The organism is Thetidibacter halocola (assembly GCF_018224955.1).
GTDB classification, from domain to species: Bacteria; Pseudomonadota; Alphaproteobacteria; order Rhodobacterales; family Rhodobacteraceae; genus Thetidibacter; species Thetidibacter halocola.
Genome location: NZ_JAGTUU010000003.1, coordinates 408,718 through 421,177 on the forward strand (window position 1 = coordinate 408,718; position 12,460 = coordinate 421,177).

Annotated in this window: 17 protein-coding genes; all 17 read left to right on the forward strand. The window is 66.3% G+C overall.

Annotation, left to right across the window (positions count from 1 at the left end; genetic code table 11):
• Positions 1-154: 154 nt before the first annotated feature.
• The 17 genes from KB874_RS09030 to KB874_RS09110 all read left to right on the forward strand — a co-directional run bounded on the left by KB874_RS09030 (position 155) and on the right by KB874_RS09110 (position 12,453).
• Positions 155-520, forward strand: a complete 366-nt coding sequence (locus KB874_RS09030) for an NADH-quinone oxidoreductase subunit A (RefSeq protein WP_212536237.1) — start codon at positions 155-157, stop codon at positions 518-520.
• Positions 511-1,044, forward strand: a complete 534-nt coding sequence (locus KB874_RS09035) for a NuoB/complex I 20 kDa subunit family protein (RefSeq protein WP_212536238.1) — start codon at positions 511-513, stop codon at positions 1,042-1,044. Before KB874_RS09030 ends, KB874_RS09035 begins: the two co-directional genes overlap by 10 nt.
• A gap of 11 nt (positions 1,045-1,055) precedes the next feature.
• Positions 1,056-1,664: an NADH-quinone oxidoreductase subunit C gene (locus KB874_RS09040; protein ID WP_212536239.1), complete on the forward strand. Its 609-nt coding sequence runs from the start codon at positions 1,056-1,058 to the stop codon at positions 1,662-1,664.
• Positions 1,661-2,038 (forward strand): nuclear transport factor 2 family protein, encoded by a 378-nt coding sequence (locus tag KB874_RS09045; RefSeq protein ID WP_212536240.1) that lies wholly within the window; start codon positions 1,661-1,663, stop codon positions 2,036-2,038. The genes KB874_RS09040 and KB874_RS09045 overlap by 4 nt, the downstream gene beginning before the upstream one ends.
• Positions 2,039-2,047: 9 nt before the next feature.
• Entirely contained in the window at positions 2,048-3,277 is a 1,230-nt protein-coding gene (locus KB874_RS09050; RefSeq protein ID WP_212536417.1) for an NADH-quinone oxidoreductase subunit D, read from the forward strand.
• Between the two features lie 23 nt (positions 3,278-3,300).
• Entirely contained in the window at positions 3,301-3,615 is a 315-nt protein-coding gene (locus tag KB874_RS09055; RefSeq protein WP_212536241.1) for a hypothetical protein, read from the forward strand.
• A gap of 51 nt (positions 3,616-3,666) precedes the next feature.
• Positions 3,667-4,818 carry an NADH-quinone oxidoreductase subunit E gene (locus KB874_RS09060; protein WP_212536242.1) on the forward strand — a complete coding sequence of 384 codons (1,152 nt, stop codon included), beginning with the start codon at positions 3,667-3,669 and terminating at the stop codon, positions 4,816-4,818.
• Positions 4,819-4,872: 54 nt separating this feature from the next.
• Entirely contained in the window at positions 4,873-5,607 is a 735-nt protein-coding gene (locus KB874_RS09065) for an endonuclease (RefSeq protein ID WP_212536243.1), read from the forward strand.
• Between the two features lie 173 nt (positions 5,608-5,780).
• Positions 5,781-6,521 carry a hypothetical protein gene (locus tag KB874_RS09070; protein WP_212536244.1) on the forward strand — a complete coding sequence of 247 codons (741 nt, stop codon included), beginning with the start codon at positions 5,781-5,783 and terminating at the stop codon, positions 6,519-6,521.
• Between the two features lie 10 nt (positions 6,522-6,531).
• A complete protein-coding gene (locus tag KB874_RS09075; protein WP_212536245.1) occupies positions 6,532-6,750 on the forward strand; it encodes a DUF5337 domain-containing protein in 219 nt (72 codons plus the stop codon).
• A gap of 3 nt (positions 6,751-6,753) precedes the next feature.
• Entirely contained in the window at positions 6,754-8,052 is a 1,299-nt protein-coding gene (gene nuoF / locus KB874_RS09080) for an NADH-quinone oxidoreductase subunit NuoF (RefSeq protein WP_212536246.1), read from the forward strand.
• Positions 8,049-8,474, forward strand: a complete 426-nt coding sequence (locus tag KB874_RS09085; RefSeq protein ID WP_212536247.1) for a DUF3291 domain-containing protein — start codon at positions 8,049-8,051, stop codon at positions 8,472-8,474. Before nuoF ends, KB874_RS09085 begins: the two co-directional genes overlap by 4 nt.
• 4 nt (positions 8,475-8,478) lie before the next feature.
• Entirely contained in the window at positions 8,479-8,949 is a 471-nt protein-coding gene (locus tag KB874_RS09090) for a DUF3291 domain-containing protein (RefSeq protein WP_212536248.1), read from the forward strand.
• Between the two features lie 52 nt (positions 8,950-9,001).
• Positions 9,002-9,346: a hypothetical protein gene (locus KB874_RS09095; RefSeq protein ID WP_212536249.1), complete on the forward strand. Its 345-nt coding sequence runs from the start codon at positions 9,002-9,004 to the stop codon at positions 9,344-9,346.
• A 108-nt stretch (positions 9,347-9,454) separates the two neighbouring features.
• On the forward strand, positions 9,455-9,847 hold the full coding sequence (locus KB874_RS09100) for a DUF5333 domain-containing protein (RefSeq protein ID WP_212536250.1): 393 nt from the start codon (positions 9,455-9,457) through the stop codon (positions 9,845-9,847).
• Between the two features lie 227 nt (positions 9,848-10,074).
• Positions 10,075-12,060 carry an NADH-quinone oxidoreductase subunit NuoG gene (gene nuoG / locus KB874_RS09105; protein WP_212536251.1) on the forward strand — a complete coding sequence of 662 codons (1,986 nt, stop codon included), beginning with the start codon at positions 10,075-10,077 and terminating at the stop codon, positions 12,058-12,060.
• A 3-nt stretch (positions 12,061-12,063) separates the two neighbouring features.
• On the forward strand, positions 12,064-12,453 hold the full coding sequence (locus KB874_RS09110) for a hypothetical protein (RefSeq protein ID WP_212536252.1): 390 nt from the start codon (positions 12,064-12,066) through the stop codon (positions 12,451-12,453).
• The last annotated feature ends 7 nt before the right edge of the window (positions 12,454-12,460 follow it).

The window sequence follows — 12,460 nt, forward strand, 5'->3', positions numbered from 1 at the left end:
ACCGACTGAAATGCAACAACTTTCATCTTTCTGAATATGTCGGGCCGCGGTTGACCCTGCCGCGGCGCAGCGGTAACAGTGACGCGACACGGCGCGGACCGCCCAGAGAGGAGTCCGCCCGATCCCGACCGCAGGCCCAAGGAGGTGCCACCCCGTGGAAGAGATGCTGAGGGAATACCTGCCCATCCTCGTCTTTCTGGCCATCGCCATCGGGCTTGGCCTGGTGTTGATCCTTGCCGCCGTGGTGATCGCGGTGCGCAACCCCGACCCGGAAAAGGTCAGCGCCTACGAGTGCGGATTCAATGCCTTCGACGACGCGCGGATGAAATTCGACGTGCGCTTCTACCTGGTGTCGATCCTGTTCATCATCTTCGACCTTGAAATCGCCTTCCTGTTCCCGTGGGCCGTGGCCTTTGGCGACATCTCGATGACGGCGTTCTGGTCGATGATGGTCTTTCTGGCCGTGCTGACCATCGGCTTTGCCTACGAGTGGAAGAAGGGGGCGCTGGAATGGGAGTGATGACCGGAGCCAACACCGCCGGCGCGGACCGCGAGGTTGCCGTGCAGGACCTCAACCGCGAGCTGTCGGACAAGGGGTTCCTGCTGACTTCGACCGAGGACATCATCAACTGGGCGCGCACCGGTTCGCTGCACTGGATGACATTCGGCCTGGCCTGCTGCGCGGTCGAGATGATGCACACCTCGATGCCGCGCTACGACCTTGAACGCTTTGGCACGGCGCCGCGCGCCAGCCCGCGCCAGTCCGACCTGATGATCGTGGCGGGCACCCTGACCAACAAGATGGCCCCGGCGCTGCGCAAGGTCTACGACCAGATGCCGGAACCGCGCTATGTCATCAGCATGGGCTCCTGCGCCAATGGCGGGGGCTATTATCACTACAGCTATTCCGTGGTGCGCGGCTGTGACCGCATCGTGCCGGTGGATGTCTACGTGCCAGGCTGCCCGCCCACGGCCGAGGCGCTGCTGTATGGCATCATGGCGTTGCAGAAGAAGATCCGCCGCACCGGCACCCTGGTGCGCTGAGGGAGAATGTGATGACCGAGGCCCTGAAAGAGCTTGGCGCGTATATCGAGGCGAAGCGCCCCGATTGCGTCCTTGGCTGGAGCGTGGATCACGGCGAGCTGACCGTCGACGTGGCGCCCGCCAACATCCGCGGCTTTGCCGAGTTCCTCAAGACCGATCCCAGCTGCCGGTTTTCGTCGCTGGTGGATATCACCGGCGTGGACTGGCCGCAGCGGCCCAAGCGGTTCGACGTGGTGTATCATTTCCTGTCGATGTACCAGAACCACCGCATCCGCCTGCGCGCCAGCATCCGCGAGGACGAGATGGTCCCCTCGATCGTGACGGTGCATCCCTCGGCCAACTGGTTCGAGCGTGAGGTCTTCGACATGTTCGGCGTGCTGTTCTCGGGCCACCCGGACCTGCGCCGCATCCTGACGGACTACGGCTTTCGCGGTTACCCGCTGCGCAAGGACTTCCCGACCACCGGCTATACCGAGGTGCGCTACGACGAAGAGCAGAAGCGCGTCGTCTACGAACCCGTTTCGCTGGTGCAGGAATACCGCCAGTTCGATTTCATGTCGCCGTGGGAAGGCGCGAAATACGTGCTGCCGGGCGATGAAAAGACCGGGGGCAAGGCATGAGCGACGCTTATGCCGAGGTGCTCGCCGCCGCCCACGCCTATGGCGAGGCGGTTTATCATGCGCGGCCCGAGGTTTTCGAGACGCTGTGCCACGACCGGTTCAACATGACGATGGTCGGCCCGGATGGGTTCACCTACTGGGACAAGGCCGGGTATCTGGCGCGCGTCAGCGGGCGCCAGGGGGCCGAGGGCGAACCGTCGTATGAAATCCTCGGGATCGACGTGGCGGGTGGCGAGATCGCGCGCGTTCACCTTTGGGTCGACGTGCCGCCGCTGCGTTACGAGGATCACCTGGGCTTTGTCCGCGAAGGCGGATCGTGGAAACTGCTGACCAAGGTGTTCCGCACCATGGCCCGGCTGGACGAACGGGAGTAAGGCACCATGATGGACGGCTCCAAATTCGACGACGGCAGCGTGGACGCGCTGCAAGGCGAACAGAAAATCCGCAATTTCAACATCAACTTCGGCCCGCAACATCCTGCGGCGCATGGCGTTCTTCGCCTGGTGCTGGAGCTGGACGGCGAGATCGTGGAACGCTGCGACCCGCATATCGGCCTGCTGCATCGCGGCACCGAAAAGCTGATGGAAAGCCGCACCTACCTGCAGAACCTGCCCTATTTCGACCGGCTGGATTACGTGGCGCCGATGAACCAGGAACACGCCTGGTGCCTGGCCATAGAGCGGCTCTGCGGCATCGAGGTGCCGCGCCGGGCCTCGCTGATCCGGGTGCTGTATTCGGAAATCGGCCGTGTTCTGAACCACCTGCTGAATGTCACCACGCAGGCGATGGACGTGGGCGCGCTGACCCCGCCACTCTGGGGCTTCGAGGAACGCGAGAAGCTGATGGTGTTCTACGAGCGCGCCTGCGGGGCGCGCCTGCACGCCGCCTATTTCCGCCCCGGCGGCGTCCACCAGGACCTGCCGCCGGAACTGATCGACGATATCGAGACCTGGGCGCAGGAATTCCCCGCCAAGTTGCAGGATATCGACGACCTGCTGACCGAGAACCGCATCTTCAAGCAGCGCAACTGCGATATTGGTGTGATTTCCGAGGCCGAGATCAACGAGTGGGGCTTCTCCGGCGTGATGGTGCGCGGCTCTGGCCTCGCCTGGGATTTGCGCCGCGCGCAACCCTATGAGTGCTACGACGAGTTCGACTTCCAGGTCGCCATCGGCAAGAACGGCGACTGCTATGACCGCTATCTGGTCCGCATGGCCGAGATGCGCGAAAGCGTGAAGATCATCCTCCAGGCTGTCGCCAAGCTGCGCGAGCCCGAGGCGCAGACCGACATCCAGGCGCGGGGCAAGTTCACGCCGCCGTCGCGGGCGGACATGAAGACGTCGATGGAATCGCTGATCCATCACTTCAAGCTGTATACCGAGGGTTTCCACGTCCCGGCGGGAGAGGTCTATGCCGCGGTCGAGGCGCCCAAGGGCGAATTCGGCGTCTACCTGGTGGCGGATGGCACGAACAAGCCCTACCGCGCCAAGCTGCGCGCACCGGGCTTCCTGCACCTGCAGGCGATGGACCATGTGGCCTCGGGCCACCAACTGGCCGACGTTGCGGCGATCATCGGCACGATGGATGTCGTGTTCGGGGAAATCGACCGCTGAGGCGGCCAAGAGGGACGCTCGACATGAAGAAGACCGCCGCAGCCCTGGCCGCCCTGGCCCTGACCGCCGCCTGCGTTCCGCCGCAGGGCGTGTCACAGACCGATATCGCGCTGTTCGACACCGCCGTGGCCTCGATCGGCTGCGACCTCGTGGACGAAAGCGATTACCAACCGGTCGAATTGCAGACCGGCATGCCGCGCGCCAAGCTGATCGAGATCGCGCAATACAAGGTCTCGCTGAAAGAGGCGGTCAGCCTGTCGAATGGCGGCGTGCGCCTTGTGACGGGGGCCTGCACGCCCGCCGCCACGCCGCAGCCCGCCGCCCCCGCCCAGACCTGAGACCGCAGCCGCGCCCGCCAAGGCGGCGTGGCCCGAGGCAAGGAAGATGAGATGCTGAGACGTCTGCACCCCGAGCAACCCGAAGGTTTCGCCTTCACGCCCGCCAACCAGGCCTGGGCGCGCGAGCAGATCACGAAATATCCGCCGGGCCGCCAGGCCAGCGCGATCATTCCGCTGCTCTGGCGCGCGCAGGAACAGGAAGGCTGGCTGACCCGCCCCGCGATCGAGCAAGTCGCCGACATGCTGGGCATGCCTTATATCCGCGCGCTCGAGGTGGCGACCTTCTACTTCATGTTCCAGCTACAGCCGGTGGGCAGCGTGGCGCATGTGCAGATATGCGGCACGACATCGTGCATGATCTGCGGCGCCGAGGACCTGATCGCCGTCTGCCGCGAAAAGATCGCCGACAAGGCGCATGCGCTGTCGGCCGACGGCAAGTTCAGCTGGGAAGAGGTCGAGTGCCTGGGCGCCTGCGCCAACGCGCCGATGGCCCAGATCGGCAAGGACTATTACGAGGACCTGACCGCCGACAAGCTGCGCGCCCTGCTGGATGCGCTGGCGAGGGGCGAGGTGCCGCAGGCCGGGCCGCAGAACGGGCGGTTCGCGGCGGAGCCCGCCTCGGGGATCACCTCGCTGACGGAATTCGTCAACGCCTCGATCAAGCTGAACGCCAGCGCGCAGCTGGCGGCGGATATCGGCGACACGGTCAAGCGCATCGACGGCACCGAGGTTCCGCTACGCGCGCCTTGGGGCGATGCCTCGGGGATGCGCGGGGCGGCCAATGCGTCGGCCGCACCGACGCGGGCCGGCGATGCGTCGGACAAGCGGTCCGAGGTGCCGGGCGCTGCCCCCAACGTCAAGGCCAAGGCAAAGCCCGAGCCCGATGTGCGACCAAAAGAGGATGTCGCGGCTGCTACCCCGGCCGAGTCCCTGGGCACCAAGCCCGCGACGCTCGCCGCTCCGCGCGACGATAAGGCCGACGATCTTAAGAAGATCAAGGGGATCGGCCCCAAGCTGGAGCAGCTTTGCCACCAGCTGGGCTTTTACCATTTCGACCAGATCGCCGCCTGGACCCCCGACGAAGTGGCCTGGGTTGATGCGAATCTCGAAGGGTTCAAGGGCCGCGTCACCCGTGACGACTGGATCGCGCAGGCGAAAATCCTTGCCTCGGGCGGCGAGACGGATTTCTCTGGTCGCGCATAGAAGGGTTGTGTTCACGACCTGTGACAGACCCGAACACGGACAGGGAGTGATGCGATGAACGACAACAACGGCGGATTCAGCTGCGCCTTGGGCTGCTGGGCACTGGCGGCCGGGGCGGGCCTGCTTGCCTTCATCCTGCTCATCGTGCTGGGCGGCCAGGGCTTCATAGCCTCGGTCTTTCTCAGCGCCGTGCTCTTTGCGGGGCTCGGCCTGTTGATGGGCTGGATCTTTTGCCAGCCGCTGCCCAAGGCGGGCGAGGTGAAGCCGGGCGAGGATCGCGGCATGCGTGCCGTGCCGCCGCCGCTTGGCGAGACGGGTCACGCAGCACCTGCCGCCGCGCCGGCCCCGAAGGCCGAGGCGCCCGCAGCGGCCGCCAAGCCCGCCGCGACGGCACCCGCCGCCGCAGAACCCGTGATCCAGCCCAGCAAGGCGCTGGCCGGCGAGGCCGACCTTGCAGGGCGCAAGGGCAGCTGGAAATACCAAGGCGCAGCCGCGCCCGCATCCGCAGCGGCCCCTGCGCCCGCAGCGGCCGAGGCCGGCGAGGGGACCAGGCCGGCCATGCTGTCCGCCGCGCGCGAAGGCGGGCCGGACAACCTGAAGGACATCAAGGGAATCGGGCCGAAGCTGGAACAGCTTTGCCACAGTATGGGCGTCTTTCACTTCGACCAGATCGCCAGTTGGGGCCCGGCAGAGGTGGCGTGGATGGACGCCAACCTCGAGGGCTTCAAGGGCCGCGTCACCCGCGACGACTGGGTCGGCCAGGCCAAGGCGCTGGTCGCGGGCCGGTAGGCGACTATCGCGCGGCGCATGGATACCGGCGCGGCCTTTGGGCCGCCCCTGCGACGAGACGGGGCATTGCACGGCGCGTCGGGCTGTGCGACCCCTCGCATGGCACTGTCGGGGAGGAACGGCGCTGACGAGGCGCGGATAGGCCGCGCCTGCTTTCACATGGGAGCCATGACGTGATCAGACTCAATCCCCAAGGATATGCGACACCCGATTACGGCCCGATGTTCCGCTTCTGGGGTACGCAGGCCGAACTCGCGCTGCATTTCCAGAACCAGATGTTTCGCGCCATGTTTGCGCCGGCGACATTCCTGGCATCGCTGTCCAGCCCCTGCGCGCCGGCAAAGACGCGCCGAACCGCTGCAGCCAAGCCGGCCGCGCCAGCATTTGTGCGGCCGCATCCGGTGGAGCCCACCGCGCCGGTGGCCGAGACCGTCGCCGTGACCGAACCGGCTCAACCGGTGGCAAAGGCCGTCGACACACCCGAACCGGTGGTCGAGGCCGCGCCGGTCGCCAAACCCGCGCCCGTTGTCGAGACCACGTCGGTGGTCGAGGCCGCGCCGGTCGCCACACCCGCGCCCGTTATCGAGACTACGCCCGTGGCCCAGCCCGCGCCTGTGGTCGAAACCGCGTCGGTCCAGCCCGAGCCGAAAGCAGATCCCGCGGCCAAACCCGCACCCGTTTTCGTGCGTCTCGACGCGCCGCGCGGCGGAGCGGGAGACGACCTGACGGCGATCAAGGGTGTCGGCCCGAAACTGGCCGAGGCGCTGAACGCCGAGGGCATCTGGCATCTCGACCAGCTGGCGGCGATGACCGAGACCGACGCCGCCCGGATCGACGAGACGATTCCCGCCACCCGTGGCCGCGCCCTGCGCGACGACTGGGCGGCGCAGGCCCGTGCGCTGATCGGCGCCTGACGGAGGAACGATGCCGGACCGGGACTCGCACAACCGCAAGGGGCGCCAGATCGCCCTGGTGATCGCGGGCACCGGTATGGCCTGGATCGCCGCGACGGCGATCGGGGCCAGCGCGGGGTGGACCCACCGCACGCTGGCCCTTTTCGACATGGCGGCCCTCGCGGGCTTTGCCTTTGCAATCTGGATGATATACGGCCTCTGGCGCGAGCGCCGGAACAACAAGGACTGATCCATGCTGGAAGACAAGGACCGCATCTTCACCAACATCTACGGCATGCACGACCGCACCCTCGCGGGCGCCAAGGCGCGCGGCCACTGGGATGGCACGGCGGGCATCCTCCAGAAGGGGCGCGACTGGATCATCGACCAGATGAAGGCCAGCGGGTTGCGCGGCCGGGGCGGGGCGGGTTTCCCGACCGGGCTGAAATGGTCCTTCATGCCCAAGGAATCGGACGGGCGGCCCAGCTACCTCGTGGTCAACGCCGACGAATCCGAGCCCGGCACCTGCAAGGACCGCGAGATCATGCGCCATGACCCGCATACGCTGGTCGAGGGCTGCCTGATCGCCAGTTTCGCAATGCAGGCCCATGCCTGCTACATCTATATCCGCGGCGAATACATCCGCGAGCGCGAGGCGCTTCAGGCCGCGATCGACGAGGCCTATGACGCGGGCCTGCTGGGCAAGAATGCCGCAAAATCCGGCTGGGATTTCGACTTGTATCTGCATCACGGCGCCGGCGCCTATATCTGCGGTGAGGAAACCGCGCTGCTGGAAAGCCTCGAAGGCAAGAAGGGCATGCCCCGGATGAAGCCGCCGTTCCCGGCGGGCTCGGGCCTCTATGGCTGCCCGACCACGGTGAACAACGTCGAATCCATCGCCGTCGTCCCGACGATCCTGCGGCGCGGGCCTGAATGGTTCTCGTCCTTCGGGCGGCAGAACAACGCAGGGACGAAACTGTTCGCCATCTCGGGCCACGTGAACAACCCCTGCGTCGTCGAAGAGGCGATGTCGATCCCCTTCGAGGAGTTGATCGAAAAGCATTGCGGCGGGATTCGCGGCGGCTGGGGCAACCTCAAGGCGGTGATCCCCGGCGGCTCGTCCGTGCCCTGCGTGCGCGGCGAGAAGATGAAGGACGCCATCATGGACTTCGACTACCTGCGCGGCGAGCTGGGCTCTGGCCTGGGCACCGCGGCGGTCATCGTGATGGACCAGTCCACCGACATCATCAAGGCGATCTGGCGGCTGTCGAAATTCTACAAGCACGAAAGCTGCGGCCAGTGCACGCCCTGCCGCGAGGGCACCGGCTGGATGATGCGGGTGATGGAGCGGCTCGTGAAAGGCAACGCCGACCCCGAGGAAATCGACATGCTCTGGGACGTGACCAAGCAGGTCGAGGGCCACACGATCTGCGCCCTTGGCGACGCGGCGGCCTGGCCGATCCAGGGCCTGATCCGCAACTTCCGCGACGAGATCGAGGACCGCATCAAGGCGCAGCAGACCGGGCGCGTGAGCGCGGTCGCGGCGGAATGAGCATCGCAGTCCACACCTATGGACTGCTGAAGGCGCCGCATGGGGAACCTGAGGTGCAAGCGTTCGTGGACGGGATTGCAACGGTCTATGCCGTGGCCGAGCGCAGCAAGGGCTATGTCTGGCGCTTCTCGGATTACGAAACACTCGCTCCCGTGCCGGTTCCCGCTGCTCGGACGTTGTCGATCTGGGATGATCTGGACAGCCTCAGGCACTTTGTTTGGGACACCCTGCACGGCAAGTTCTATGCCCGGAAATCGGAATGGTTCCATGAACCCAACGAGCCGATGATGGTGCTTTGGAACACTGATCCCGCGGCGCGCCCGACGATGGAAGAAGCTTACGAAAAGCTTGAGTTTCTGCGGGCCAACGGGCCGAGCCCCGCTGCGTTCGACTGGCAGACGGCCGAAAAATATACCCAGTGACGCTATGCATCTTGCGCAACTGAACATCGGCCGCCTTGCCGCCCCCACCGACGACCCGCGCGTGTCCGAGTTCATGGCGAATCTCGACCGGGTGAACGGGCTGGGCAAGCGGATGCCGGGCTTCGTCTGGATGATGGAGGGCTCGGGAGAACCGGGGACGGGCAACACCGAAAACGCCATCGGCAACGATCCGCAATTCGTCACCAACCTGACGGTGTGGGAGGACGTGGACAGCCTCGACCGTTTCGTCTGGGGGACGATCCACAAGCAGTTCTACGACCGCCGGAAGGAGTGGTTCGAGGTGCTGGGAGAGCAGCATTTCGTCATGTGGCGGGTTGCCGAGGGCCACCGGCCGACACAGGCCGAGGCGCTGGACCGGCTGGCGCACCGCAAGACACACGGCGACAGCGACCATGCCTTTGGCTGGGGCTGGCTCAAGGAGGCCGGCCTGTGGAAGACGCATGCCTGTGCTTGACCATCGCGCGCCCACGGGCGACAGTCCGGCGCAATCGAGGGGGGCTTTGGCCATGAAACATGCCGTGATCCTGGGACTGGTGGCGCTGACCGTGGCTGGCTGCGGGCGTGGCTCGGGCCGCGAGGAAATCCTGTTCGACGGCCAGCGGTTCCGTGGCAGCGCCAAGGCGGTCGAACGCTCGGACCGCTCGAATTTCGTGGCCACCGCGCGCCCGGTGACGGCCTCGCTGCAAGGCGCGGCGCTTGCGGCCGAATACGAGGCGATCCAGCATTGCCTGCGCTACTACGGCACGTCCGAAATCGACTGGACCCGCGGCCCAGACAGCATCGAGACCGGCCCGGTGATCGACGGCGACTCGCTGGTGCTGACTGGCGTCTGCCGCGACATTCCGGGCTGAGTCCTGCGCGGGTTGCCGCCCGCCGGGCACGATAACCGTGCCGCGCTATTGAATATCACGGCCCCTGCGCCCCATTTCTGGGAAAACTCCAACGAGCAGGAGGGCCGTATGCGCCTTGTTCCGACCGTTCTTCTCTGTGCCGCGCTGGCCCTGCCGGCCGCCGCCAAGCCGCCGCTGCGCGACGTGGCCGAGATAGACAACGCCCTGATGGCGATCGCCATCGCCGACGAGATCCGCAAGACCTGCGATGGCATCAATGCCCGCCTGATCCTCGCTTATACCACGATCAACGCCCTTAAATCGCGGGCCGAGTCGCTGGGCTATACCGAGGACGAGATCGACGCCTACGTGACGTCGAAATCCGAAAAGGACCGGATGCGCGCCAAGGCCACGGCCTACCTGGCCAGCAAGGGCGTCGATGCGAAGGACAAGGGCGAACTCTGCGCCTTCGGCAAGGCCGAGATCGCCAGTGATAGCGCCATCGGCCGCCTGCTGCGCTGACGGACGTCGTGTGACGCTGCGGCGCGGCGTTCCCTTGCTCGATTTGTGATCACACATTCAGGGCGGCGCATGTAACTTGCGCTGCCCGCGTCGATTTTTCCCGCCTGTGCGGTGCAATCGCACCTTTCATCAAGCGATGTGCCGGGGTAGAACGCCCCCGACCGCGCGCCGTCTCGCCGGCGGCGCAGGGCGGCCATGGGAAATTTAGGCCATCGGAAGGGCTCTGCATGTCCGATTTGCGCAAGATCATCATCGACGGGATCCAGATCGAGGTGGACGGGGCGATGACCCTCATCCAGGCCTGCGAAGAGGCCGGGATCGAAGTGCCGCGCTTCTGCTACCATGAGCGGCTGTCCATCGCGGGCAATTGCCGGATGTGCCTTGTCGAGGTGGTGGGCGGCCCGCCGAAACCGGCGGCCTCCTGCGCCATGCAGGTGCGCGACCTGCGCCCCGGCCCCGAAGGCCAGCCGCCGGTGGTCAAGACCAACAGCCCGATGGTCAAGAAGGCCCGCGAAGGGGTGATGGAGTTCCTGCTCATAAACCACCCGCTGGATTGCCCGATCTGCGACCAGGGCGGCGAATGCGACCTGCAGGACCAGGCGATGGCCTATGGCGTCGATTTCTCGCGCTTCCGCGAACCCAAGCGCGCGGTGGACGATCTCGATCTCGGCCCGCTGGTCGAAACCCACATGACGCGCTGCATCTCATGCACCCGCTGCGTGCGATTCACCACCGAGGTCGCGGGAATCACCCAGATGGGTCAGACCGGTCGTGGCGAGGATTCGGAGATCACCTCGTATCTGAACCAGACGCTCGATTCGAATCTCCAGGGCAACATCATCGACCTGTGCCCGGTGGGCGCGCTGGTGTCGAAGCCCTATGCCTTCACCGCCCGTCCGTGGGAACTGACCAAGACCGAATCCATCGACGTGATGGACGCGCTGGGGTCGAACATCCGCGTCGACACCAAGGGGCGCGAGGTCATGCGTTTCCTGCCTCGGAATCATGACGGCGTGAACGAGGAATGGATTTCCGACAAGACACGCTTTGTCTGGGACGGGCTGCGTCGGCAGCGGCTTGATCGTCCTTACGTGCGCGAGAACGGCAAGCTGCGCCCGGCCACGTGGCCCGAGGCGCTGGCCAAGGCTGGCGAAGCGATCAGGGGCGCGAAAAAACTGGCGGGCCTGGTGGGCGACCTTGCCCCGGTCGAGGCGGCGTTCGCGCTGAAACAACTGATCGAGGGGCAGGGCGGCGCCGTGGAATGCCGCACCGACGGGGCCAGGCTGCCCGCCGGCAACCGCTCGGCCTATGTCGGCATTGTCGCCATCGAAGACATCGACACGGCGAAGGAAATCATCCTGATCGGCACCAACCCGCGCGAGGAAGCACCGGTGCTGAACGCCCGCATCCGTAAGGCCTGGGCGCGCGGCGCGACGGTCAAGCGCGTCGGCCCGGCGGTCGACCTGACCTACCCGGTCGAGGAATGCGGCGCGGGACGCAAGGCGCTGGCATCGGTCAAGGCGTCCGAGGGCGCCATCGTGGTCGTCGGCATGGGTGCGCTGACAGAGGCGGACGGCGCGGCGGTGCTGGGCGCGGCCATGGCCCTGTCGGACCGGCTGCTGGTGCTGCACACGGCGGCGTCGCGCGTGGGCGCGCTGGACGTGGGCGCGGTCAACGACCGCGGCATGGCGACCGTGCAAGAGGCGGACGTGATCTACAACCTCGGCGCAGACGAGGTCGAGATCGGCGAGGGCGCGTTCGTGATCTACCAGGGCAGCCACGGCGACCGTGGCGCGCATCGGGCCGACGTTATCCTGCCCGGCGCAGCCTATACCGAGGAGCCGGGCCTGTTCGTCAACACCGAAGGCCGCCCTCAACTGGCGCTGCGCGCTGGCTTTGCCCCCGGCGAGGCGAAAGAGAACTGGGCGATCCTGCGCGCGCTGTCCGCCGAGATCGGTGCGACGCAAGCATGGGACAGCCTGGCGCAGCTGCGGCAGGCGCTGGTCAAAGCGGTGCCGCATCTGAAACAGGTCGACCAGGTGATCGAGAACGATTGGCAGCCGGTCGAGGCGGGCAAGCTGGGGGATGCGGATTTCCGCTATGCGATCCGCGACTTCTACCTGACCAATCCGATCGCGCGCGCCTCGGAACTGATGGCCGAACTGTCGCGCAACGCCAAGGCCCGGGCCCAGGCGCCGCTGGCGGCGGAGTAGGCCTTGGCCCTGCGTGCGCTGATCCCCGTGCTGGCGCTGGCCGGCCTGACCGCCTGCGAGGCGGCCCCGCCGAAGGGGCCGTTCGCGCCGGTCTACGAAGGGATCGAGACGCGCCTTCTTGACGGCGACCTGGTGCAGTTCGCGGTGAAGATGCGCGGGGCACGGGACAGCGCGGATGTCGAGGATTATGCCGAATGCGCCGCCGCGCAATACGCGCTGATCCGGGGCTACGGCTTTGCGCGGCATTTGCGCACAAATGTATACGAAGAGGGTGGCCTCTGGCACGGAGATGCGGTTTACACCATCTCGGCCGCGCTGCCCGCCGGGCTGGTCAAGCTCGACGCCGAAGTGGTGGCGCTGGCCTGCGCCGAAAACGGAATACCGATGGTGTGAGGGACGT